This window comes from Deltaproteobacteria bacterium, from assembly GCA_016183175.1.
Taxonomy (GTDB): Bacteria; UBA10199; UBA10199; order UBA10199; family SBBF01; genus JACPFC01.
Genome location: JACPFC010000038.1, coordinates 1 through 22,504 on the forward strand (window position 1 = coordinate 1; position 22,504 = coordinate 22,504).

Consider the following 22,504-nt stretch of genomic DNA (forward strand, 5'->3'; position numbering starts at 1 on the left):
GGAAAAAACTTATCGATGAAAAACAGTATGCCAGTTACTACGAACAACTCGATATCATCGCCAAAATGTTGACCAATTTGGTGAAATCGGTGGAAGACCTAAGGAAAGATCAATGATGACTCAAGACAAAGCCTCAGAGACATTGTAAAGAAGAAGGATTCATATGGGAGAAGTTGCAACTAAGGGGTCCATAAGTGTTGAGGGGAAAGTGCCTGTTCATTTTCTCGTTCCATCCAGCACAGTTGATATAGCACTATTTAACCTAAACGATTGGGAAGGAGTAAGTAGGCAAATCATATTTTCTTGTTCGGCTCAAGCTGGGCTGATACGTTTTTCGCAAGATGCGATTAGAACGATTTGCGGTAACCTTGTCCAACATTGCGCGGGACACACACAAACCATCGCACATCAGTGGAAGCAAAGCCCTTGGAATTTAGAAAAAACTTATCCAATAGCGGAGTTGCCAGTATTACACTTGCATGTTCAAGGTTTTTTCAGCGCAATTAAAACTCATCTGGATTTGCTTGCAAAATTGTTGTCCTCAGAGGGTATAGTGAACTCGGTTGTGCACGGTTTTCATAAAGATAAGAAGAAGGTTGGCGGCGCGGTTCTCAATATGCTACGCAATAATGCTCTAAAGGAAAAGAGAGTAGTAGCAAAAATAATTGACGATTTAATCGTCACGGAAACAAAGGAGTGGATTGAGGACGCGGTGCTAATTCGGGACGGACTTTTTCTTCATCCCTTAGATGGAATCCCACAGCTAATGGTTCGCATTGACATTATGCGTACGGACAAGGGGCTGACCGTTGAATACAAAGCTCCAGAAATTACAAAACCCGAAGAAATCGAAAGGTTTGCAAACGGTGTGGTTCGATTTACTAAGAAATTTTTGGATTTGATTAAGAAAGATTCAGGAATTGGGTCTACTGATACCCAGAGAGCCCAGATTCTGGAGCTTACTGGAGAAAGTTAAAACAGAGGCTCAAAGAGGAAGGCAGTGAAGTCGTGACATTTTGTCACGGGTTTAAATTGGTTACCCCTGATGGAAAAATGCGGGAAACAGATTGAAAGGCTAAGGAGGTCGTCATGCCGACCCAACTCTCCAAAAAACAGTGCATCCCCTGCAGAGGCGGGGTGCCGCCGCTACAGGGGCCGGAGATTCAGAAATATTTCGAACAGCTTAAAACCGGATGGAAAGTAGTGGGGGAGCACCATCTGGAAAAGGAATATCCCTTCAAAGGTTTTCGCCCGGCGCTCGATTTTACCAACAAGGTGGGCGAAATGGCCGAGGGGCAGGGACATCATCCCGACATCCATCTGGCGTGGGGAAAGGTCAAAATCGTCATCTGGACGCACAAGATCGACGGTCTCACGGAAAGCGATTTTATTTTTGCGGCGAAGGCGGATGAATTATTGTAGGAGCCGTTAACATGTCGAAAAATTCCTTCGGAACAGAAAGTACTCTCGCAGTCGGAAAAAAAAGCTATACCTATTTCAGCCTTCCCCTCCTTGAACAAAAGGGGTTCAAGATCGCCCGTCTTCCCTTCTCCTTGAAAATCCTCCTGGAAAACCTGCTCCGATGCGAAGACGGCAAAAGCGTCACCGCCGCCGATATCGAGGCCTTGGCGCAATGGGACCCCAAAGTACAGAGCCGGAAAGAAATCGCCTTCATGCCGGCGCGTGTTCTTTTGCAGGATTTTACCGGCGTTCCGGCGGTCTGTGACCTGGCCGCCATGCGGGACGCCATGGTGGAGCTTAACGGAAATCCCGCCAAGATAGAACCGCTCATGCCCTCCGAGCTGGTAATCGACCATTCGGTGCAGGTGGATGCCTTCGGTTCGAAGCAGGCTTTCGCCATCAACGCCCAAAAAGAATTCGAGCGGAATAAAGAACGCTATCTTTTCCTGCGCTGGGGACAAAAGGCCTTTAAGACATTCAAAGTGGTGCCGCCCGACACCGGCATTGTGCATCAGGTGAATCTTGAATTTCTGGGACGAGTGGTAATGGAATCCCCCCCGCCCCCCTTTGTCAAAGGGGGGAAAGGGGGGATTTGGGTCTATCCCGACACGCTGGTGGGAACCGACAGCCACACGACGATGATCAACGGTCTTGGTGTGCTCGGCTGGGGGGTCGGCGGCATCGAGGCGGAGGCGGCCATGCTGGGGCAACCTCTGCCCCTTCTTATCCCGCAGGTGGTCGGCTTTAAACTGACGGGGATGCTTGCCGAAGGAGCCACGGCGACCGATCTCGTGTTGACGGTGACACAAATACTCCGCAAGAAAGGGGTGGTCGGAAAATTTGTGGAATTTTTCGGGGAAGGGGTTAGTCGCCTGACACTCGCCGATCGCGCAACGCTCGCCAATATGGCCCCCGAATATGGCGCCACCTGCGGCATTTTTCCCATCGACGGCGAGACGCTCAATTATCTGCGTTTAACGGGACGCAAAAAAGAGCAGATCACCCTTGTCGAGGCCTATGCCAAGGCTCAAGGGATTTTTCGGACAAAGGAGACGCCCGATCCCGAATTTAGCGATGTGCTGGAGCTCGATCTTGCCACGGTGGTTCCGTCGCTGGCAGGCCCCAAACGGCCGCAGGACCGGGTTCCGCTGACCAATGCTAAAAAATCATTCGGGGAGGTCACAAAGGGCCTCGACAAAAGTTCGGTGGCGGTGCAACTGGAGGGCAAAAGCGCCGAGCTGACGCACGGCTCTGTCGTGATTGCCGCCATAACCTCCTGCACCAACACATCGAATCCCTCCGTGCTGATCGGCGCCGGATTGCTGGCCAAAAAAGCAAACGAACGGGGCCTAACCGTCAAACCGTGGGTAAAAACCAGCCTCGCCCCCGGCTCAAAAGTTGTCGCCGAATATCTGAAAGAGGCGGGACTTTTAAAAGAACTCGAGACGCTGAAATTTCACGTCGTCGGCTACGGTTGCACCACCTGCATCGGCAACAGCGGCCCGTTGCCGGAGGCGATCAGCAAGGCGATTCATCAGGGAAACCTGGTGGCCGTGGCGGTCCTTTCCGGGAACCGCAATTTCGAAGGACGCATCAACCCGGATGTCCGCGCCAACTATCTGGCCAGCCCGCCGCTGGTTGTCGCCTATGCGCTGGCCGGGCGGATGGATATCGACCTCTACAATGAACCGCTGGGAAAGGATAAAAAAGGGAAGGATGTTTTCCTGAAAGACATCTGGCCCTCCACCGGCGAGATCGGCGACGCCGTCCGCAAATCGGTGAAACCCGAAATGTTCATTGAAAAATACGGTGATGTTTACAAAGGGGATGAACTCTGGCAGGCCCTCCCCGTGCCGGAAGGGGATCGTTACGCCTGGGAGCCCGATTCCACCTATATAAGAAAACCCCCCTTCTTTGAACAAATGCCCCGCCAACCCGCCCTGCCGGCCGATATTCCCGGCGCCCGCGTGCTGGTGAGTTTAAACAACTCGGTGACAACCGACCATATTTCGCCCGCCGGATCGATTGCGAAAGACTCCCCGGCGGCCAAATATCTGACATCCCACGGTGTAGACCCAAAAGATTTTAATTCCTATGGTTCCCGCCGAGGCAACCATGAAGTGATGATCCGCGGCACCTTCGGCAACATCCGGCTGAAAAATCTTCTCGTCCCCGGCGTTGAAGGGGGATGGACACGGCATTTGCCTGACGGCGAGAGAATGAGCATTTATGACGCGTCGATGAAATACCAGAAAGAAAAGGTCCCTCTCCTGGTCATTGCCGGAAAGGAATACGGCTCCGGCTCGTCCCGCGACTGGGCGGCGAAGGGAACACGGCTTCTGGGCATTCAGGCCGTGATCGCCGAATCGTACGAAAGAATTCACCGGAGCAACCTGATCGGCATGGGGGTTCTGCCCCTGCAATTTACGGAGGGACAAAACCGCGAATCACTGGGGCTGACGGGCGAAGAGGTCTATGAGATTGCGGGGATCCGCGAAAATCTTTCTCCGGGCAAGATTCTGAAAGTCAAAACAGACACCGGCAAATCGTTTCAGGCCGTCAGCCGGATTGATACGCCGGTGGAGCTGGAATATTACCGCCACGGGGGGATTTTGCAGTACGTTTTGCGGCAACTGATCTGATCATCTCTTCATAATCCAGATCGTCGCGAATCCCGAATCGCGTCAACACGAAATCGTATTTTACCGGATCGTCCGGGACAATCTTCCGGAATTTTTCAGTGATCTCCAATGCGGTCTTCAAATTTGCCTGTTTTCTCCGGGTCATTTTGAGTTTCCGGCAGATCCGGTGGATATGGGTGTCCACCGGCATCACCAGCTTGGAGGGGGGAACCTGATCCCACCCGCCGGGCTCGACATCGTCCTTTCGCACCATCCACCGGAGATACATGTGAAGCCGCTTGGCGGCGCTCCCCCGTTCCGGCGGCGGGAGCATCTCCAACACCTCCGGTCCTCCCAATTTTCCAAGCAGGGAAACAAAGGCGGAGAGCGCCGGGAGGATGGTGTCGTCGGAGGGGCCATAGCCTTTCAAAAAAGCCTTTTCCAGGCTTCCGTGCTCCTCAAGGACCCGCTTGATCCCGACAAGAAGACTAACCAGATGCCTCCCCCGGTGCCAGCGGTGGTAAAATTTCCTGAATATCCGGCGCAAATCCTTTTCGCTTGCGGCGCTCAAGAATTGTGCCGGATTTTTTCCCATTTTTTCGAGGACGCCTGAAACGCTCTTCAAGATCTGTTTGACGTTCCCGTAGGCCAGCGCCGACGAGACAAGCCCTACCACTTCCCGGTCGCATGGATCGTCGTAACGATAGACAAATTCCAGCGGATCGGGGTGGACGAATTCCCGGCGGTTGGTGGCGGCGTACAGGGAATCAAGATTGGACCGCAAAAAACCTTGACTTTTTGAGACGAGAATCATGATCCTTACTTACCACTCCAAGTCAAACGAATGCGATACCTGTTTTTATCACTGCAACTTTTTGGTTTCATCCCGCTTCTGGGGCCGGCCGGGGATTCAATAGCCGCCGACAAGCCGCCCCCGCCTCCCGGTTGCGAGAAGCTTAAGGCCGAAGACCCCGGTCTGCCGGAGCCCTGCCGCATCTGGTTTTCGCTCACGTCTTCCCAAACCCCGCAAAACCTGTCTCAACAAAATGCGCCTCAACCGTCTGAACAAAATTCCATGACCGTTACCCGGACCGGTGCGCAATACAAAACAGCCGCGTCCAAAACTTCCGGCTGGTTTCGTTCGGGGCAGGAGGCGGACATCGCCCTTTCCGCGATCGATTTCAACAAAAGCGGCGGGCCACTCCTCTTCAACCACAATGGCGGCATCGCCACCGAGGGCACCCGTTTGATTCTGGCGGACCGGACCAACAACCGCATCCTTATCTGGAACACCCTCCCCAACGGCAACCAGCCGCCCGATCTTGTCCTCGGTCAGCCTGACTTTGATTCCAACGATCCCGGGCAGGGACTCAATCAGCTCAACTGGCCCATCGCCGTCGCTACCGACGGAATACATCTGGTGGTTGCGGACACCTACAACAACCGGGTGTTGATATGGAAAACGTTCCCGACGCAAAACACCCAGCCAGCCGATTTTGCCTTGAGCACTTTCACCGGACCAGGCGGCGCCGGCAGCAGAATCAGCTGGCCGTGGGCGGTCTGGACCAACGGTGCCAAATTGGTGGTCACCAGCACTTGGAGCAAAGAGGTGTTTATCTGGAACACATTTCCAACCGGCGCCGACAAGGCCCCCGATGTGACGCTGGCAAACGACGGTTTTGGCACGCCGCGCTCGATCGCCAGTGACGGAACTCATCTGGTGATCGGCGATCACAACGGCTTTAAAGACGGCGCGACCTTTTTTTGGAAGACCTTCCCGACGCGGGACAACCAGCCCTACGACTTCGCCATTCGCGACCCGCTCGCCATCGGGGCGCCCAATCCGCAAGTTCACCCTGAATACCTTTTCGGCCCGACAATCACTGCGGACGGCAAATTGCTCGGCCTTTTAAACGGCGCGTTTGTCGTCTGGAATTCGTTCCCAACGGGAGATGACGACGCGCCGGATTTGATCGTGCGCGTTTCAAGAGGACGTGACGCATTTTTCGGCGGAAGGAGCACGGGAGACGGTTCCGGTGTTGCGGCTACCGGGAATCGCCTCTATCTGTCGCTCGCCAACGGCAATCGTATCGTTGCCTATCAGTCGATGCCGACGAGTGAGAATCAAAAACCGGATTTTGCAATCGGCAGTCCGGATGTCGACACCAACACGCTGGCCACGCATTATTTCATCACGAATCCGATTTTGGCCACCGACGGAACCGGCCTCTTTGCCGTTTCGGATTTCGACGGAAAAATGTACGTCTGGAAAAACCTGCCGGATGAGAGCGGCGCCTATCCGGACCTGGTGTATTCTCTCAACGGCGGGATGCTTGACAGCGAAATCCACGGAGGCGCGCTTGTCCTCGCCGGCCATCGGAAGGTCGCGATTTGGGACAAACTCCCCTACAACGGGGAACAGCCGACAAGGGTGTTCACCGATCGGATCGGCAATGTCACCTTCCAAGACTTGCGCGGCGTTGCCCTGGATAGCGCCTATTTTTACCTTTCGGACGCGCAAGCCAAAAAAATTTACGTCTGGCGCGGCCTGCCGGGCCAGAATGACAATCCGATCTTTACGCTGTCGGCGGAAAACCCGGGGAGAATCTCAAGCGACGGCAAGTATCTGGTGGTCGGGGTCCATCCCACCGGCTCCCCTTCGCCGAACGTCGAGCTGTTTACCGTGGACGGTTTGAGCGCCAACAGCCAGCCCCGGCGGATCGGCTCTTTTAATCAGCCACAGTATGCCTTTGTGGCCGATGGCCGCCTTTTTGTCGCCGAGACGGGGGCGAGCCGGGTGCGGATCTGGAAAAATATTGCGGACGCTCTTGCGGGAAAAGAAGCCGACACCATTCTTGGAAACACCGACCTGTCGCGCCCGGCGCCCGGCGGGAAGGGGATGGAGCCGCCGGGGGTCAAGCCGTCGATCGGCCGCAATAAGCTTTTTCTTCCCATCGGCATGGCGTGGGACGGAAATTATCTTTGGGTCGGGGAAAACAAATTTTCGTACCGCATTCTGCGTTTCAGCCCGCACCCTTAAATCCCTAACCCTCGTTAGAAGCTTTACAAAATCCCAACGATCGTAATAAATGAGTATTTGATCAATGGTGGCTGTAGCTCAGCTGGTTAGAGCACCTGACTGTGGCTCAGGGGGTCGTGGGTTCAAATCCCATCAGCCACCCCAATGACAATGACTCGAATCAGGGATTAGCAATGAAGTTTTCCATTTATCTTTTTTCCCCGTTTTCTAGCGAAGTTGACAGTCCAACCCAAAATGGAGTCTGGTCGAAGTGTCCGGTATCGAAAAATGATAGCCGTCAGGCTTATAATCGATCTCGGCCACTGCCTCCTTGGAAGCACCTTGTTGTAAAGCGATTCGCCAAAGCGCGTCGAAAGGACAGGCCGGAGGGGGGATTACGGGACTCGGCAACCCGCCTTCCACGGAAAGGAGGTCTCGCTTCATGCCTAGGTTCATGTACACATAATTTGTTCGAGCCGTGCCTCTCTGTCGCTGAACCGCCCAAGACCTCCAGGGGGTCGAGACATCGATATTGATTGGTTGATACCAGGAACCGTCCGGGCTTCCTCCAGCCCCGATCGGAGGAGCCTCTTCCGGCGGCCGGGTCAGCTTTTGGACAAAGTGATATTTCACCGGTACCATCGCGGCGCGCACGTAGTCGGCCTTCAAGTCGATCGTTCCATCGGACCGGACACATTCAGCCTCTAAAGAGAGCAACTCCACCCCATCACCGGCATACCGACGTATCTCTGCAAACGACCCTACCGGATCGAAACGCCTTGCATCACCCGGAACGAAGGTTGTGTCGACGAACAAGGTTGTCACAAACGAGATAAAATAGGAGATCAGGAAGAATCCGCCGATGATGAAGAAAATGGTGCGTAGTTTTTTCATGGATAAGACTCCGTGGATTGTAACCATTTATCGGTCATGCATCAAGCCGCCGTCGAAAACCGCTGGCACGCGGTTCGAAAATCGTCTATGTATCCACCCCACAGATGAAATCCTACCGCGAAGAATTGTGGTTTGAGACCAAAACAAGGCGGGCGTTTGTCAATATAACACCCGCAGTTACGGTGGCCCTTAAAAAGAGCGGCATCCGGGAGGGGCTTTGCCTGGTCAATGCGATGCATATCTCGGCCTCGGTTTTCATCAATGACGACGAGCGCGGCCTTCATCAGGATTTCGAGGCCTTTCTGGAAAAGCTCGCCCCTCATGAGCCGATCGGTCAATACCGCCACAACGACACCGGCGAGGACAACGCCGACGCCCATATCAAGCGGCAGGTCATGGGGCGTGAGGCGGTTGTCGCCGTGACGAACGGAAAACTCGATTTCGGTCCGTGGGAACAGATTTTCTACGGTGAATTCGACGGGAGAAGAAAGAAAAGGGTTTTGGTGAAGATTGTCGGCGATTAAATATGAAACGCGTACTGAAAAACGAAATCGTCGCCGAATGTCCCATGGACAAATTTTTTGCCTATGCAACCACCATGAGGCACTGGCCCGAATGGCATCCTGTAACCTTGTCGGTTACGGGTCAAGTCGCAAAGCCGGCAAAAACGGGGGACAGGGCCCACGAAAAAGTGAGAACGGCCCGATTTTTTTCGGGAACAATCGACTGGAAAATCGTCAAATCCATTCCGCCTGTCGAGTTTTCCATGCAGGCATTAAAGATCAATCTGCCTCTCCTTGGCGGCGCCCGGGTGAAAATCGATTACCGCTTTGAGCCCCTGGGGAAAAAGAAAACCCGAATGACCCGGATCTTTCAATATCAACTCCCTTTTTACCTCGTCGTGCTGGACACCCTCTACCTTATATGGCAAAATGAAAAACGAATCGGCGGAGGCCATGAAAAGACTTAAACTCCTTGCAAGCGGTTCGAAAATTGTCCAATAATGCATCCTGTCAATCGTTCCATGCGCATTCCGCCGAAAAAAAGCGCCTTTTACCTCCTTTTGACAGTGGGGATCGTTTTTTTCGTGACACTCCGGACGGGCGCCGAAACGGTGACCAATGAGACGATTCTGGAATACTTCGGGAAATCATCCCGGGCCAAGCCGGAAATCGGCAACGCCCACGATCTGATGGCCCAGCAGTCCGACGACCTGGTGGGCCTTCTCCGGAATTTTCTCGAGGGAGACATAAAAAAGGCGGCGGAAAACACCGCCCAACTGATCAAAACAATAAGGTCGGGATACAAATTAAAATTTCTCAATCCCGAAAACGACACGGAGGGAATTCTTCTGAAAGGGATGCTCGACACTTTGAATCAGGCGGAACTCATGCAGGCAAAAGTCAGGGAGAACGATTTTGTCGGCGCCTATATCAACTATATGCTTTTGATCAACCAGTGCGTCAAATGCCATCAAAGGGCGAGGCCCGGCGGGAAGTTGCCGGAACTGCCGCAGGCCATTCCGCAATCTTTCCCCCAAACGGCGCCCGCGGCCCCGACAGCGCCGGTCGCCCCCCAATCGCGCTCGTAGCTCAGCTGGTTAGAGCACCTGACTGTGGCTCAGGGGGCCGTGGGTTCAAATCCCATCAGCCACCCCAAACGGAGAACAGGTTGACTTCACAAAATTCTAAAACGCAATCATTGTAGCCGCGAGCAACAAGAGAAGAAAGGTCATTAAATGTTGGTAAACCAGCTGAGGAGAGAGGCGAAAAATCCAGTTTCCACACACAGAATAAGTGACGGCTGACAGAATCGGGAGAAAAAGAATTTTTAGATCAATAGTTGGGCTAGAAATGACCAAAAGCAGGAGGAGTTGAATCATCGCCATCATGAGGTAGCCAAAGGCGATATGAGAGCGGGTTTCTGACTTTTCGGAAAAGGCCGAACTGACCAGAGCAGTTAGCAGGCCGCCTCCCATATTGGTGGTGCCGTGAACCAAACCGATTAAGACCATAAAGAACCGTTGGTATTTTTCGAACAGCTTTTTTGTCCGTTCAAATATTGTTGGAGAGAACCTGAGGAGAGCAGTCACGAGGATAAGTGTTCCGATGATCGGTTTGAGCGAGAGAGGCGGCATTATGCCGTTAAAGCTGATGAGGCAACCGATCAGCAGGAACGGGAGGCCAAAGAGGATAAAGGAGCGTCGAAAAGCATTGAGTTGTTTTCTGCCTTCATAGACTTGCAAAAGACTCACAATCATCGAACAGGGAAGCAAGTAGAGAAGCGCCTCCTGAAACGGATAACCGAGAAGGAGGAGGAGAGGAGTGCCAACAAAGAGCAATCCGATTCCGAACAGTGACTGAATGAATGAACAGCCGATAACGACAAAAATCAAAGGCGTCACGTAATCCTCATTAATCCTGAATCTTGCGCCAAAAAATCTTTAACCAGCCATCAATCTTTTCTCAATTGCGGCCTGGAGCCGCCAAGCTGCTTCCTCTGCGGTTTTTCAGGAAGGTAGTTTTCCTTTGAAACCACCCGGCGACCGTGGTCTCCACCGAAAGGGGGGTGACAATTTGTCCCCACCCTTTGGCTAACTCCTCGTCCCGACTACGCATTTTCTTGATATAGTCCGAAGCGTTTGGGGTATCGGTAAGGGCTTCCACGACATCGGCTACAACGAACCACCATTCATTTTGGTGAAGCGTTCGGCGGATGCTCTTACCCTTGAAGACGACGAGTTTATGTTCGGAGGCGGCCATGCTCAAACCCATAATCACAGTTCGATCACATCCTCAAGCGAAGATATCACGCCGCCAGTGAAAACTCTTGGCATGCCGTTCTAAAATCGTCTATGTATCCACAACGACACCGGCGAGGATAACGCCGATGCCCATATCAAACGGCAGATCATGGGGCGCGAGGTGGTTGTTGCCGTGACGAACGGGAAGCTGGATTTCGGCCCGTGGGAACAGATCTTCTACGGCGAATTCGACGGGAGGAGAAAGAAAAGGGTTTTGGTGAAGATCGTGGGGGAGTGAAAGACAAAAGTGAAAAATCAATACTTTACCATATTCATGGTGGAGCGGGAAACTTGCGGCGCTTGACTTCCCCCCTCACCAATCCCATTTTTTGGGGAGTTGTGTCTTCGGATCCAGATTCCCCTTGCCGGGAATAAAATTGGCTTCCAGGCGGATGCCGTCCGGATCTTCGAACAAGAGAGAATAATATCCCGGCGCCCAGTTATCTTCCTGCATGGGCGGGCGGATAATTTTGGCCCCCGTTTTTTTCACAAACTCGTGGAGTAGATCGACATCCTCGCGGCTTCTGAGCCGGAAACAAAAGTGGTGAAGCCCCACCCGCGTTTGAACGAACTTTTCATCTGCCTGATCGGGAGATGCCTGTGAAATGGCCACCCCTGTCCTGCCGCCAACAGCATAATAATACTGGTCGCTCTCAAAGATGCGGGTCATGTTGAAAAACTCCAGGAGCTGTTTGTAAAATGGGAGGCTCTTCTTGAGATTAGTGACGGTTAATTGAATGTGGGCAATGCCGTTGATGTCCATGAGGAATGGGAAGGGTTTACTCCAAAACAGCTTCCCGAGACAAGCGGCGTTTTTTGGAAGGTTGTGTATCGGGTGGGGCAAACCCCTTGCAGGTCGTTGAAAAATCGTTTAGGTGTTGGTGGATCGGTGAGCGAGCGTCGGATTTACTCCGCGCGAGCGAACTTGGGGGTACGGGGGCGCCAGCGGCAAAGCCCCCGATATAATGCGCTCGTAGCTCAGCGGATTTAGAGCACTCGGCTTCGAACCGAGTGGTCGGGGGTTCGAATCCCTCCGAGCGCGCAAAAATTTTATGGCCGCATTCAGTACATCTCGTGAAATCCCGGCAACCGTAGAGCAAGTCTTTGCCGCGAGGTTTTGCGTCAATCGATCGATTGATTGATTGATTTTTAAGAGGTTGACCAATGAGTTGACTTATGGTTGACTAATAATCCGATGACCTACGAGCCCAAATTCCGGATTACGCCCCATTTGCTTAAAGTGATTGAGGAGATAGCGGCCTATCGCCAAAGAATCATCACCGCGACCGTCGAGGTGCCTTGGATTCCCGTATTGAGGCGGGATGCTCGGACACGAACGACCCATAGCTCTACGGCCATTGAAGGGAATCCCCTCACCCTCGAAGAGGTCCGCGCTTTGGAAGAGGGCCGCCCTGTCCCCGAAGCGGGCGAACGGGCACGTCGTGAAATTTTAAATGAATTGGCCGCCCTGCGGTTTGTGGAAAAAAATCAGAACGAGAAAATAATCACCCATAACGATCTGTTTAAACTCCACAAAATTCTCGCAGAGGGCGTGATGGATCAGGGGAAATCCGGGCAGTACCGCAATTTTGGCGTTCGAGTCGGTTCGTTCTTTCCGCCAAAAGCCGATCAGGTGCAGAGCCTGATGGAGGAGTATCTGCAATGGTGGAATCAAAAAGCTGCCGAATTGTCTCCCGTGATTTCGTCAGCCATTGTCCATTATCGCTTCGAAACGATCCATCCTTTTGGGGACGGCAACGGACGCATGGGGCGGGCGCTCGCTCTTTGGGAACTTTATCGCCGCGGATTTGATACACACCATATTTTTTCCGTGGATGAAGTCTATTGGGAAAACCGTCCCCGCTATTATTCCCAACTGGATGCGGTCCGCAAAGCGCATGACGACTTAACTGGTTGGCTCGAATATTCGGCGGAGGCGATTTACTTGACGTTGGGACGGGTTATGGAACGCATTGACCGTCTGGCCATGCAGGTTCCCGCCGGCAAAATCGTATTAACGCCAAAACAGGAAAAACTGCTTCATTATCTGAGGGACAAAGGCGGCATCTCACCACAGGAACTCTGGAAAGTGCTCAAGGTCACCAAACAAGGAGCGGCTAAACTTTTAAAACCCCTCCTCGACTACGGCCTCATCCGCCGCATCGGCACGCGCAAGTCGGGGAAATATGTGGCGGGGTGAGTCGTTTTGGCTGAACCTCTGCCCCTTACTTCACTCCCAACAACTCCACCTCAAAAATCAGCGTGGCGTTGGGGGGGATAACCGGGGGCGCACCGGAGGCTCCGTAGCCGAGAGCGGCGGGAATAACGAGCGTCCGTTTGCCGCCGATTTTCATGCCCGCCACCCCTTCATCCCATCCTTTAATGACCTGACCGGCTCCGAGGGCAAACTCAAAGGGACGCCCGCGATCAAGCGAGCTGTCGAACTTGGCCCCCTTGGCCCCGTTGTTGTCCAGCCAGCCGGTGTAGTGGACTGAAACAACCTTTCCGGACGTAGCAATGGCGCCGGTTCCTGCCTGCATGTCTTCATATTTCAAACCGCTGGGGGTTGTCGTCATTGCCGCCTCCATTATCCGCGCATAAGAAATCACCGCCAGACTCAACAACAAAAAGAAATAAAGTTTTTTCATTTTATGGCTCCTTTGCTGAAAGTGGTTCACGAAAAAAGCGGATTATGACCTATCCGGTCGGAATTAACAAGACCGAACAGGGCGCATGACGAACGAGTGAAGTGGACAGCTTTCCCAGATGCGGCCGCCTTCCCCTCCCATGGCCGTGCGTGGCCATGACAATCAAGCCGGCCTTGCGCGCCCGGGCGGCCTTGATGATCTCGTCAGCCGCCTGACCCTCCGTACAGATTCGATCGGCCAGAGGGCTCTTGATTTTTTCCAGCCATGTCTTGAGATTCGATTCGGCCTTTTCAAGAATAACCTCTTTGGCCTTCTGAATCGCGGGCAGATCCTCCTGACCGTACCAGACCGCGAAGGACGGCAGGACCATCACATGCATCAGATGCAATGAGGCTCCAAAACCACAGGCCAAGGCATCGGCCCATTCGAGCGCCGTTTGGTTTCCTTCCGAAAAATCAAGCGGCGCCAGAATTTCCCTTAACGACTCGACCACCGGCGCCCGGCAGATCCAGACCGGAAAATTCGCCCGGGCGGCAATCCGTTCCGTGTTATCCCCCAAAAGGGCATGGGCCAGCCCTGTTCTGCCGCGCGTGCCGACCATCAAGAGATCCGCCCCCTTTTCCCGGGCAAAATCGGTCAGGGCAATGGCGACATCCCCCTCCCGCACGGCGATTTCATAATCAAAGACAGGCTGTTCGCGCGGAAAAAATTCCCTTAAGGGGGCCAGAATCCGATCCTGAATCTTCATCTCCATATCGAGTGGAAGCTTGAGAATCTCCCAGATCGGATCGTCCGGATTCTTCTCCAACACATGAACAATAAATAGTTTCGACTGAAAAGCGTGCGCCAGAAAAACCGCCTGTTTCAACGTCCGTTCCGCATCAGGGAAAAAGTCACAGGCAACGACTATTTTTGAAAAAAAAGCATCCGCCATATAAGTCCAATAAGCCCTATAGAACCTGTTAATGCTTCAGATAATTCTCCATAATCGGCAGGGTCACCGGCTCGTAAATCCCCGCCTCAAGCCGTTTTTTAATATCGTTCAAGAGCCGATCTTTTCCCTCGCGGCCTAATTCACCCGTCTTGTCGGTACGCCTGATTTTCTTGACCATATCACGGGCGTAAAGAATTTTCAGCTTGCCGGTGGGATCGGCCTTGAGGACATACGAATCCTCGATGCGCGTTAGTAAATCGACGGCCGCCTTCAGGGCAAGGTTCTTGTAATGCACCACATCCGAATCGATGAGCCTCCAGGCCGAACGCCGGCCCATGTTTTGCACCACGATCCGCCAGTGTTTCAGGCGCTGGGCGATCAAAAGACCGTTGAAAATTTTTTTGTTGGTGTTGAACGAAAAGAGCGTCCTTTTCAGGTGCCCCTGCAACAACCGGTCGTCCTCCACAAAATTGTTTTTTGAAAAATGATGCGTCATGTCCCAGTATTTTGCGGGCACGGTGAGGTCCATCCGCATCTCCCAGTAGATATGCTTTAAAAAACGGGCGCTCCAGCTCCGGATCAGCTTGAAGGGGACAAAAAAATTGTGCGCCACCGTATCGGCGGCCAGGTGAACCAGATAGCCGAGCATGAAGGCCTTTTCGTGGTCCTTGACGGCCTTCTTGTGAAACAGCTCAAACGCCACGCGCCAGTTGTGGCAGTTGTAGAGATACTCGGTGAACCCTTTTCCCACGGTGATGTCGGCCGCCACCGAACCGTAGAGATAATCGTCCTCGTATTTGACAAGGAGTTTCCGGACAAGCGGCGGGAAAAGAGCCAGTGACGCCAGCGCCCGGTGGGCGTACTCCAGATGGGTTGCCGGCCCCCACGCAAAGGCATCGTGAGGCATCAGAACCAAAATCAGGGCGCTTGCCAGAATGGACGAGATGAGCATATTTAAAGAAAGTTTAACCCTCATACAACATCAAGGCAAGTATCATGACGGGTAACAGGGACATCATCAGGGAATCGCTTAAGCTCCATCTGAACCTCGCGCAGGAGATGGGGGTGAGGGAGATTGCTGGTTTTGCTTGGGCGAACGGGTCCTGCCGCTCCTCACCCCCATCGCCGGCATCGCCCTCGTTTAATCACCGAGAAAATCGCCTGCATACCGAGCTCGGCCTGCTGGCGGACTCTGGGGGGCCCCCAGTCGCGTCACCCGTTCGCCACGAGACAACTTCTTCTTCCGACAAAGACGAGCGAGCACATCACCTCTCCTCCCTCCGCGCCGAAATCGGCGACTGCACGCGGTGCGTCCTGCACAAAGGGCGCACCAACCTCGTCTTCGGCGTTGGCAACCCGAATGCCGAACTGATGTTTGTGGGGGAAGGGCCGGGGGCGGACGAAGATTTGCAGGGGGAGCCGTTTGTCGGCCGGGCGGGACAGTTGCTGACCCGGATGATAGAGGCAATGGGGCTAAAAAGAGGCGATGTCTACATCGCCAACATTGTCAAATGCCGCCCGCCGGGGAACCGCAACCCCGAACCGATTGAAATCGCCACCTGCATTCCGTTTCTAAAAAAGCAGATCGACATCATTCAGCCAAAAGTGATCGTTTGTCTCGGAAAGTTTGCCGCGCAGACTTTGCTACAGACCGAAATCCCCATCACCAAATTGCGCGGAGAATTTCACGACTACGGCGAGGCCAAAATCATGCCCACCTATCACCCCGCCTTTTTGCTCCGAAACCCCAACATGAAACGGGCGGTCTGGGAGGATTTGAAAAAGGTCATGTCGCTGTTGGGTTTAAAACCGTCAACGTCGGGCCGGACGTGACATGAAAGGTATCAAGAGGCGGCTTCATGTCGCCGTCGATGGTGTAGGGGAGCGGTTTTTTAAGCCGGATGACCATCTCGACAGCCGGCTCTTCCAGCATATTGGGGCATCTGCACGGTTTTCCCAGAGCCATAAGGGGAACGTAAGGAAGGATGTTGCGAGGCGGAAGCGAAAAGCCCACTGCGTGGAACTTCCCCGGATTTTTTTCCACATAGTGATAAACCCTGAAGTTAAGCCCCAGCTGGTTGATGGAACCGGTGTAGACAGCCACATAGTTGGCAAAAGGCCACCTTTTCCCGTTGACCGTAACCTCCGCGTCAAAACGGTCGAACATCCGCCGCGCAAATTTTCCGTTGATGAGGGCCGAGCCGATGGATTTAACCAGAGTGCCCGCCGCAATGAGGGGGTTTAAGTCCCCATGACGGTAATAATCGTCCATAAAATTGTAGATGACCCCCATCCCGAAAATGAACCCGTATTCATCATTGATTTTGGTGAGCATCACCTGTTTGGTTTCAAAAGGGAGGTCTTCGTGGTAGCGGATGAGCAGATTGCTCAAGATTTTTTCGGGCGTTCCGTAAATTTTAAGCGACCCCGCCACGGTGTTGAGCGTGCCGCCGCGGAGAAAGACAATTTTCGGGAGCGGCTTGTCGCCGTAGACCTGGATAAATGTCGTCAATGTGCAGTGGTTGGTCCCGTCGCCGCCGGAGATGGCCAGAATATCGATGTCGCGCGACTTGAATTCGTCGGCCACACGCCGAAGGTCGTGCAGATCCTCGGTTTCCTTGCACGAGGCCTTGTCCCCCACGATAAATCCCATCCTCTTCATCCGCTCGGGATTCTTTTTGTACTTTTTGGAGTACGGATTAAGAATAACACCGATGCCTGACATAATATTTGGGGCCCTTTCGGCCCGTTTGATGCTACTCGCGTTGATATATTTCGGGCCTCAAATGGCCCCAAACCCCGCGTTCGCAACCGGCAAAGCCGGATTGCTCACTTATATTTTATTTTAACCCCAAAATTTTTCTAGCCTCTTCGGGTGTTGCAATTCGCCGTTTGTATTTCTTCGCCAACTCCAGCGCCTGTTCCACTAATTCGGCATTCCCCTTTGCCAAGACCCCCTTAGACAGATAAATGTTGTCTTCCAGCCCCGTTCGCACATGGCCCCCGTGGGAGATGGCATAGTCGATCATCGGCAATTGCCCCCTTCCCACGCCCGAGGCCGACCAGGAGGAGCCGGCCGGCATTTTCTTCAGGATGAATTCCAGATTCTCCACCGTTGCCTCAAGCCAACCCGGCCCCCCAAGGATGATATTAATATGAAGCGGCGCTTTAATCAGCCCCTTTTTTAACAGGGCCGAGGCCTCCTCCATCATCGCCGCATCGAAGATTTCAAGCTCCGGCTTGATCTTCTTTTCGAGCATTTTTTGGGCCAGCGCCGTGATGATGGGAATGGTATTCACAAAGACATCGTTTCCAAAATTGACGGAGCCGAGGGTGAGAGATCCCATCTCCGGTCCGGTATCGAGCGTCTTGAGGCGGTCTTCAATCGTATCGCCGATGGCCCCGCCGGTGGAGACCTGGAGAATCATCGGAACTTTTTTGCGAATTCGGTCGATGATCGGCTTGATCCGCCTCGGATCGCAGGTCGGTTTTCCCTGATCGTCACGCACATGGAGGTGGAAAATCCGTGCACCAAGGTTGAAGACACGGACCGCTTCGTCGACAATTTCATCGGGGGTCACGGGAAGGAAGGGGGTATTTTCTTTGGTGAGTTCGGCGCCGATGCCGGCAACGGTGATGATTAAGGGGTCGCTCATTTTTTGACCACGCAGGTGCCGCGGGCGCGGGCCACCAAGAGCGGTTTTTTCAACACGCGGGCGCGGGAGGAAGCACCAGACCGCTCGATCACCTTGACCCCCTCAAAGGCCATCTCCCGCGATGTATTGCCGACACGGAGAATCCGGCCTGTAGCCTCGATAAAATCCCCCGCCTTCACGGGGGCCAGAAATTCGACACTTTGATAGGCGCGAAAGAGTCCTTCATCGCCGTCGTGACGGATCAGCAACTCGGTGGCCACATCGCCAAAAAGCTCCATCACTTTTGCACCGCTGGCCAGGCCCCCCGCATAGTGGGCATCGGCATCTGAGATGCGGGTTCGCAGAGTAACCGAAGGAAATTTTTTCATTTCACCCCCCTCTTCACCAATTCATGCACAATAAAATTTGCCACCTCGGAAGGTTTTGTGCCGGGGCCAAATCCCGCATCATATCCCCAGCTTAAACCTTCCTGATGCGTCACGCGCGGGCCGCCGCAGATTTTTATCAGATGCGGTTGAACCTCGGGGATTTGCTTCAATTTGTCGATCAACTTTTTAAATTCCCCCACATGCTCATCCCCCTGGGTGACGATGCGCGAAACCAACACCGCATCGGCCTTCAACTCCACAATCTTTTTTACAAATTCCTCGCATGAAACCTGGGCCCGCAAATTGTGGGCCGAAAGCCACGGATACCGCTCGAACCCCCAATCGTGCGCCACCCCCTTGGGATTAAAAAGCGCGTCAATCCCGACTGTATGCGCGTCATAGCCAATGCAACCGCCGACAAAAACCAGTTTCCGGCCGATGCGTGATTTGATGAATTCGTTGACTTCATTGAAATTCATCAGCGGATTTTCCAGTTTGGGAACAACGATGGAGGAAAAATCGATGGAATGGTCCGTTGTGCCGTAGACGACAAAAAAAGTAAAATTGGAATCGATGGCCTCCATGGAGGCAACCAGGACCCGTTCAAAACCCATTTTTTTCGCCAACTGGATTGCCGCCTCGCGCGCCTCCGGAGATGCAGAAACGGGAAGGGTAAAACTCAACTGGACCATTCCGTCATTTTCATGGTCGCCGTAGGCTTTCATCATATTATCTTCTCCCCTCGTTCCGGGGCGCCACGGCAGATTCCAAAAACGGATTGTAATATCGCCGCGACTTCTGAAACACCCCTTCCAAACCCTTGCCGCCGTCGCGGGCGCGGGGCATGTTGGCGAACATCCCCTGTTCAATCGCCTCCATCAAACCGATTTGGCGGATTTTTTCCAGATAATCGAGCGTATTATCAAGCACCGTCCGTGCCCGGCGGACCAGCCTCCCGTTTGGGTTGAACTGGATTTCATCGGCCAGAGAGCTGGCGGAGTGAAAAACATAGTTGGCGTTCTGAAGGCTCAAGTGCCGATCCTGAAGAAGAGGATTATGGATCGCCTCGGTGGGCATCCCCAAAAGCTGGATCTGCTGGTTGGTGGCGGCCCCCGCCAGATTAAACAGCGTATCGAGGACATGCCCCTGAAAAATATTGCCGGTCATGTGGCGTGTGGGGGGCATGTATTTGATGGGATGGCGCGGAAAAATATCGCGCACCAGCTGGGCCATGGCAAGCTCATAGATAAATGAGTCCTCGATGGAAGGATCGATTTCGAAGGCGTGCCCCAAACCGATCTGTTCTTCCTTCAGGCCAGCCTGTTTGGCGAACTGTTCGTTGATAAAATGCGAGGCGAGCACCTGATGGTGGTTGTAGTAGGCCTCGGCGGTGGTGAGATAATTGTCCTCTCCGGTGTTGATGACAATGCCGGCACGGGCGATGACGGTGCGGGAAAAATGCTGATCGACAAACGTCCGCTTCATGTTGATGTCGCGAAAGAGAATTCCGTAAAACGAATCGTTCAGAAGGAAATCGAGGTCTTCGAAGGCCCCCATCACCGCAATTTCAGGCATACAGAGGCCCGAGGAATAGTTGCAGAGGCGAATATAGCGCTTCAGTTCGTACGATACGTCGTTCAACGCCTTGCGCATGATCCGGAAATTCTCCTGCGTGGCGTAGGTGCCCCCGAAGCCCTCGGTGGTGGCCCCGTGCGGAACATAGTCAAGCAGGCTCTGCGCCGTGGAGCGGATGACGGCAATCACGTCGGCCCCTTTGCGGGCGGCGGCGACCGCCTGTTTTACATCCTCGTGGATGTTCCCCGTGGCGACAATGACGTACCGAAGCGGAGGATGTATGCGGGCAAACTTGTTCCGCAGATAGTCTTTCGACTGGCGCGACCGGTCCACCCGTTTGGCCGCCTCCCCCACAAGCGGGTCGATCACCTTGCGCACGGAGTCGGGATTCGGCTCGGAATAGTTGTTGAGATTGACGGACCCCTCCGCAATCTTTTGCGCCAGTTTGTGGAGGGTCAGCTTCGGCTGGTCGGCGAGCGCCGCGCCGATCCAGGGCGCCACCCCCATCGAGAGTTTTTGGCGGTCGAGCTTTTCGACAACCAGATTCGCCAGAGGCATTTTGATGCCGTCCGGCATGTCACAGGATTCTTCAAGCCCCAGGAGACGCAACACCGCACGCTCCACCGACACGGTGGAATGGAGTTCGATGTATTTTTGTATGGGATGAATGAGGCCGTCCGCCAGTTCCCGGCAACGGTCTACTTTATCGCGATCGAGATTGAGTTTAGCCATCGCTCAAAAGATGCGAGATTCCCGTCGACGGACCAGCCTTCAGTTTCGATTTGATCTCTTCGGTTGTGGAGCAGGAGCAGTCGGTCTCGTGCGGTTCAGTATAGACCGAAAGCTTCCCCGCATAATTTCTCACGACCGTTTTGCGATCCCCCTGGCTCAACAGATAATTCGGTCCGAGGGGAACCTTCCCCCCGCCGCCGGGGGCGTCGATCACATAGGTCGGAACGGCCAAACCCGAGATATGCCCGCGCAGGGACTCCATGATTTCAATCCCCTTCGACACGGGCGTTCGAAAATGGCTGATCCCTTCGGAAAGGTCGCATTGATACAGGTAATACGGTTTGACCCTCATGCGGATTAAATCGTAGCACAGTCTCCGCATGATGAAGGGACAACTGTTTATTTTTCTTAACAAAACCGTCTGGTTCAAAACCGGAATACCATTGTCCACAAGGAGGGCACAAGCTTTTTTTGCCTCTTCGGTGATCTCAAAGGGGTGGTTGAAATGGGTCATGAAGTAGAGGGGCTGGTATTTTTTGAGCATGGAAACGAGGCCCTCGGTGATCCGCATGGGGCAGACCGGCGGAATGCGAGAGCCGACGCGGATGACATAGACATGGGGAATGGCCCTCAAGCCCTTTAAAACCCTCTCCAAAAGACTCTCGCCGACCACCAGCGCGTCGCCGCCGGAGATGATGACGTCATGGATTTCGGGGTGCTTGCGGATATAACCGATATTCGTGTCGATCTGCCGCTCGATGTGGCTTTCCTTTTCCAGAATGACCCTCCTTCGGGTGCAGAACCGGCAATAGACCGTGCAGATTTCGGTGATGAGAAAAAGAACCCGGTCGGGATAGCGGTGCACCAGCCCCGGCACCGGCATATCGCGGTCTTCAGCCAGCGGATCGCGCAGATCGATCCCCGGCTCGAGGTGCATCTCGAGACGCGAGGGGACCGCCTGGAGTTTGACGGGGTCCTCCGGATTCTTCGGGTCGATGAGCGAAAGATAGTAGGGGGTCGAGGCGAATTTGTATTTCCCCAGGGTGGAACGGATTTCTTCGACCTCGTCCGCGAATTCCGGAAAAAGATCGGCAAACTCCGCAGGTTGGGTGACGAGATTATGATACTGCCACTGCCAGTCGTTCCACTGTTCGGGAGTGACTCCAGCCCATTTTTTGAAGCGTTGCCAGGGAAACTTTGCGGGAACCTTCGCCTTTGTCAGCTTGACCACTGATTGAATAGTCTCGGTGTGATTCATACTTTGGCGAATTCCAAAGTTCAAATTCCAAATTTCAAATGAAAAAACAAACACCAATGACAAATTTTGAAATTTGACATTTGACATTCCTTTGACATTTGAACTTTGACATTTGGAATTTTACCCATATTTTTCTTCAAACCACCGTTTAAGCGGCTTGTGGCTCCGGAGCAGATTCAACATCAGCTCCGCGTGTCCCGGCACATAGCCGCTTCCCATCAACAATATTACATCCTTGCCGATCCCTTCGGCGCCCAGAACCGTTTTTTGAAACGACGTCCGCATCCCGAAAAAGAGGGCCTTGCCGCCATCTCTCAAGGAGACGACACTGCTCATTTCCGTCCCATCACAGCTTGCGGAATTGACCGCCATATCCGCCAGCGCACCGCGCGTCATTTCATTCACCCAATTGTAAACCTCCAGGGGCTGTGCGGCGTCCCGTGCGGCAAAATGCCCTTTGATATTCGCCTGGCACCACGCCACGGCCGACAGATCGGCATCCACCCCATAAACCAGCGCCCCCACTTCTTCCGCC

22 protein-coding genes, 2 tRNA genes and 2 pseudogenes are annotated in these 22,504 nt (G+C 53.6%); 12 read left to right on the forward strand and 14 right to left on the reverse strand.

Annotation, left to right across the window (positions count from 1 at the left end):
* Positions 1-163 precede the first annotated feature (163 nt).
* The 3 genes from HYU99_04590 to acnA all read left to right on the forward strand — a co-directional run bounded on the left by HYU99_04590 (position 164) and on the right by acnA (position 4,103).
* Entirely contained in the window at positions 164-976 is an 813-nt protein-coding gene (locus tag HYU99_04590; protein ID MBI2339632.1) for a hypothetical protein, read from the forward strand.
* Between the two features lie 113 nt (positions 977-1,089).
* The gene (locus HYU99_04595) at positions 1,090-1,422 is read left to right on the forward strand and encodes a 4a-hydroxytetrahydrobiopterin dehydratase (protein MBI2339633.1); all 333 of its coding nucleotides are present in this window, start codon (positions 1,090-1,092) and stop codon (positions 1,420-1,422) included.
* Positions 1,423-1,433: 11 nt separating this feature from the next.
* Positions 1,434-4,103, forward strand: coding sequence for an aconitate hydratase AcnA (gene acnA / locus HYU99_04600; protein MBI2339634.1), 2,670 nt, complete (start codon positions 1,434-1,436; stop codon positions 4,101-4,103).
* Here acnA and HYU99_04605 read toward each other — a convergent pair.
* Positions 4,021-4,896 carry a TIGR02757 family protein gene (locus tag HYU99_04605; protein MBI2339635.1) on the reverse strand — a complete coding sequence of 292 codons (876 nt, stop codon included), beginning with the start codon at positions 4,894-4,896 and terminating at the stop codon, positions 4,021-4,023. The genes acnA and HYU99_04605 overlap by 83 nt on opposite strands.
* Positions 4,897-4,926: 30 nt before the next feature.
* On the opposite strand from HYU99_04605, the gene HYU99_04610 reads away from it, so the two are divergent.
* Both HYU99_04610 and HYU99_04615 read left to right on the forward strand, forming a co-directional pair.
* Complete coding sequence (locus HYU99_04610) at positions 4,927-7,122, forward strand: hypothetical protein (protein ID MBI2339636.1); 2,196 nt, start codon at positions 4,927-4,929, stop codon at positions 7,120-7,122.
* Positions 7,123-7,189: 67 nt separating this feature from the next.
* A tRNA-His gene (locus HYU99_04615) sits at positions 7,190-7,266 on the forward strand.
* A 63-nt stretch (positions 7,267-7,329) separates the two neighbouring features.
* On the opposite strand, the gene HYU99_04620 is transcribed toward HYU99_04615, so the two are convergent.
* Entirely contained in the window at positions 7,330-7,995 is a 666-nt protein-coding gene (locus tag HYU99_04620; protein MBI2339637.1) for a hypothetical protein, read from the reverse strand.
* A 104-nt stretch (positions 7,996-8,099) separates the two neighbouring features.
* Here HYU99_04620 and HYU99_04625 point away from each other — a divergent pair, with 104 nt between their 5' ends.
* The 3 genes from HYU99_04625 to HYU99_04635 are packed head-to-tail and all read left to right on the forward strand — an operon-like array spanning position 8,100 to position 9,586.
* Entirely contained in the window at positions 8,100-8,519 is a 420-nt protein-coding gene (locus HYU99_04625) for a YjbQ family protein (protein ID MBI2339638.1), read from the forward strand.
* 2 nt (positions 8,520-8,521) lie between these two features.
* On the forward strand, positions 8,522-8,965 hold the full coding sequence (locus tag HYU99_04630) for an SRPBCC family protein (GenBank protein ID MBI2339639.1): 444 nt from the start codon (positions 8,522-8,524) through the stop codon (positions 8,963-8,965).
* A 33-nt stretch (positions 8,966-8,998) separates the two neighbouring features.
* Complete coding sequence (locus tag HYU99_04635) at positions 8,999-9,586, forward strand: hypothetical protein (protein ID MBI2339640.1); 588 nt, start codon at positions 8,999-9,001, stop codon at positions 9,584-9,586.
* Between the two features lie 96 nt (positions 9,587-9,682).
* Here HYU99_04635 and HYU99_04640 read toward each other — a convergent pair whose 3' ends face one another.
* Both HYU99_04640 and HYU99_04645 read right to left on the reverse strand, forming a co-directional pair.
* A complete protein-coding gene (locus tag HYU99_04640) occupies positions 9,683-10,390 on the reverse strand; it encodes a sulfite exporter TauE/SafE family protein (GenBank protein MBI2339641.1) in 708 nt (235 codons plus the stop codon).
* 70 nt (positions 10,391-10,460) lie between these two features.
* The gene (locus HYU99_04645) at positions 10,461-10,757 is read right to left on the reverse strand and encodes a hypothetical protein (GenBank protein MBI2339642.1); all 297 of its coding nucleotides are present in this window, start codon (positions 10,755-10,757) and stop codon (positions 10,461-10,463) included.
* 99 nt (positions 10,758-10,856) lie between these two features.
* On the opposite strand from HYU99_04645, the pseudogene HYU99_04650 reads away from it, so the two are divergent.
* Positions 10,857-11,036: pseudogene (locus tag HYU99_04650) on the forward strand (YjbQ family protein).
* Between the two features lie 75 nt (positions 11,037-11,111).
* On the opposite strand, the gene HYU99_04655 reads toward HYU99_04650, so the two are convergent.
* The gene (locus HYU99_04655; GenBank protein ID MBI2339643.1) at positions 11,112-11,561 is read right to left on the reverse strand and encodes a VOC family protein; all 450 of its coding nucleotides are present in this window, start codon (positions 11,559-11,561) and stop codon (positions 11,112-11,114) included.
* 204 nt (positions 11,562-11,765) lie between these two features.
* Between HYU99_04655 and HYU99_04660 the strand changes: the two genes are divergently transcribed.
* Together HYU99_04660 and HYU99_04665 are read left to right on the forward strand one after the other, a co-directional pair.
* Positions 11,766-11,840: transfer RNA gene (locus tag HYU99_04660), tRNA-Arg, on the forward strand.
* Between the two features lie 153 nt (positions 11,841-11,993).
* Positions 11,994-12,998, forward strand: a complete 1,005-nt coding sequence (locus HYU99_04665) for a Fic family protein (GenBank protein ID MBI2339644.1) — start codon at positions 11,994-11,996, stop codon at positions 12,996-12,998.
* Positions 12,999-13,023: 25 nt separating this feature from the next.
* Here HYU99_04665 and HYU99_04670 read toward each other — a convergent pair whose 3' ends face one another.
* The 3 genes from HYU99_04670 to HYU99_04680 form a co-directional block, all read right to left on the reverse strand.
* On the reverse strand, positions 13,024-13,374 hold the full coding sequence (locus HYU99_04670; protein MBI2339645.1) for an FKBP-type peptidyl-prolyl cis-trans isomerase: 351 nt from the start codon (positions 13,372-13,374) through the stop codon (positions 13,024-13,026).
* Positions 13,375-13,495: 121 nt separating this feature from the next.
* Entirely contained in the window at positions 13,496-14,380 is an 885-nt protein-coding gene (locus HYU99_04675) for a universal stress protein (protein ID MBI2339646.1), read from the reverse strand.
* Between the two features lie 28 nt (positions 14,381-14,408).
* Positions 14,409-15,332: a zinc dependent phospholipase C family protein gene (locus tag HYU99_04680; protein MBI2339647.1), complete on the reverse strand. Its 924-nt coding sequence runs from the start codon at positions 15,330-15,332 to the stop codon at positions 14,409-14,411.
* A 107-nt stretch (positions 15,333-15,439) separates the two neighbouring features.
* Between HYU99_04680 and HYU99_04685 the strand changes: the two genes are divergently transcribed.
* The gene (locus HYU99_04685; protein ID MBI2339648.1) at positions 15,440-16,213 is read left to right on the forward strand and encodes a uracil-DNA glycosylase; all 774 of its coding nucleotides are present in this window, start codon (positions 15,440-15,442) and stop codon (positions 16,211-16,213) included.
* Here HYU99_04685 and HYU99_04690 read toward each other — a convergent pair.
* The 6 genes and pseudogenes from HYU99_04690 to HYU99_04715 all read right to left on the reverse strand — a co-directional run.
* Entirely contained in the window at positions 16,167-17,105 is a 939-nt protein-coding gene (locus HYU99_04690) for a hypothetical protein (protein ID MBI2339649.1), read from the reverse strand. The two genes, HYU99_04685 and HYU99_04690, sit on opposite strands and share 47 nt — an antisense overlap.
* A gap of 115 nt (positions 17,106-17,220) precedes the next feature.
* Positions 17,221-18,036: a 3-keto-5-aminohexanoate cleavage protein gene (locus tag HYU99_04695; GenBank protein MBI2339650.1), complete on the reverse strand. Its 816-nt coding sequence runs from the start codon at positions 18,034-18,036 to the stop codon at positions 17,221-17,223.
* Positions 18,033-18,404 (reverse strand): 3-aminobutyryl-CoA ammonia lyase, encoded by a 372-nt coding sequence (locus tag HYU99_04700; protein MBI2339651.1) that lies wholly within the window; start codon positions 18,402-18,404, stop codon positions 18,033-18,035. The genes HYU99_04695 and HYU99_04700 overlap by 4 nt, the downstream gene beginning before the upstream one ends.
* Positions 18,401-19,132, reverse strand: coding sequence for a cobalamin B12-binding domain-containing protein (locus tag HYU99_04705; protein ID MBI2339652.1), 732 nt, complete (start codon positions 19,130-19,132; stop codon positions 18,401-18,403). The genes HYU99_04700 and HYU99_04705 overlap by 4 nt, the downstream gene beginning before the upstream one ends.
* Position 19,133: 1 nt before the next feature.
* A pseudogene (locus HYU99_04710) lies at positions 19,134-21,969 on the reverse strand (KamA family radical SAM protein).
* A 120-nt stretch (positions 21,970-22,089) separates the two neighbouring features.
* Positions 22,090-22,504: hypothetical protein (locus HYU99_04715; GenBank protein MBI2339653.1), on the reverse strand; the 415-nt coding region annotated here is incomplete at its 5' end.

Excerpts from the sequence above, each read along its gene's own strand:
- HYU99_04590 (MBI2339632.1), top strand. The coding sequence starts at position 164 with ATGGGAGAAGTTGCAACTAAGGGGTCCATAAGTGTTGAGGGGAAAGTG.
- HYU99_04595 (MBI2339633.1), top strand. The coding sequence starts at position 1,090 with ATGCCGACCCAACTCTCCAAAAAACAGTGCATCCCCTGCAGAGGCGGG.
- acnA (MBI2339634.1), top strand. The coding sequence starts at position 1,434 with ATGTCGAAAAATTCCTTCGGAACAGAAAGTACTCTCGCAGTCGGAAAA.
- HYU99_04605 (MBI2339635.1), bottom strand. The coding sequence starts at position 4,896 with ATGATTCTCGTCTCAAAAAGTCAAGGTTTTTTGCGGTCCAATCTTGAT.
- HYU99_04610 (MBI2339636.1), top strand. The coding sequence starts at position 4,927 with ATGCGATACCTGTTTTTATCACTGCAACTTTTTGGTTTCATCCCGCTT.
- HYU99_04620 (MBI2339637.1), bottom strand. The coding sequence starts at position 7,995 with ATGAAAAAACTACGCACCATTTTCTTCATCATCGGCGGATTCTTCCTG.
- HYU99_04625 (MBI2339638.1), top strand. The coding sequence starts at position 8,100 with ATGAAATCCTACCGCGAAGAATTGTGGTTTGAGACCAAAACAAGGCGG.
- HYU99_04630 (MBI2339639.1), top strand. The coding sequence starts at position 8,522 with ATGAAACGCGTACTGAAAAACGAAATCGTCGCCGAATGTCCCATGGAC.
- HYU99_04635 (MBI2339640.1), top strand. The coding sequence starts at position 8,999 with ATGCATCCTGTCAATCGTTCCATGCGCATTCCGCCGAAAAAAAGCGCC.
- HYU99_04645 (MBI2339642.1), bottom strand. The coding sequence starts at position 10,757 with ATGGCCGCCTCCGAACATAAACTCGTCGTCTTCAAGGGTAAGAGCATC.
- HYU99_04655 (MBI2339643.1), bottom strand. The coding sequence starts at position 11,561 with ATGGACATCAACGGCATTGCCCACATTCAATTAACCGTCACTAATCTC.
- HYU99_04665 (MBI2339644.1), top strand. The coding sequence starts at position 11,994 with ATGACCTACGAGCCCAAATTCCGGATTACGCCCCATTTGCTTAAAGTG.
- HYU99_04670 (MBI2339645.1), bottom strand. The coding sequence starts at position 13,374 with ATGACGACAACCCCCAGCGGTTTGAAATATGAAGACATGCAGGCAGGA.
- HYU99_04675 (MBI2339646.1), bottom strand. The coding sequence starts at position 14,380 with ATGGCGGATGCTTTTTTTTCAAAAATAGTCGTTGCCTGTGACTTTTTC.
- HYU99_04680 (MBI2339647.1), bottom strand. The coding sequence starts at position 15,332 with ATGCTCATCTCGTCCATTCTGGCAAGCGCCCTGATTTTGGTTCTGATG.
- HYU99_04685 (MBI2339648.1), top strand. The coding sequence starts at position 15,440 with ATGGGGGTGAGGGAGATTGCTGGTTTTGCTTGGGCGAACGGGTCCTGC.
- HYU99_04690 (MBI2339649.1), bottom strand. The coding sequence starts at position 17,105 with ATGTCAGGCATCGGTGTTATTCTTAATCCGTACTCCAAAAAGTACAAA.
- HYU99_04695 (MBI2339650.1), bottom strand. The coding sequence starts at position 18,036 with ATGAGCGACCCCTTAATCATCACCGTTGCCGGCATCGGCGCCGAACTC.
- HYU99_04700 (MBI2339651.1), bottom strand. The coding sequence starts at position 18,404 with ATGAAAAAATTTCCTTCGGTTACTCTGCGAACCCGCATCTCAGATGCC.
- HYU99_04705 (MBI2339652.1), bottom strand. The coding sequence starts at position 19,132 with ATGATGAAAGCCTACGGCGACCATGAAAATGACGGAATGGTCCAGTTG.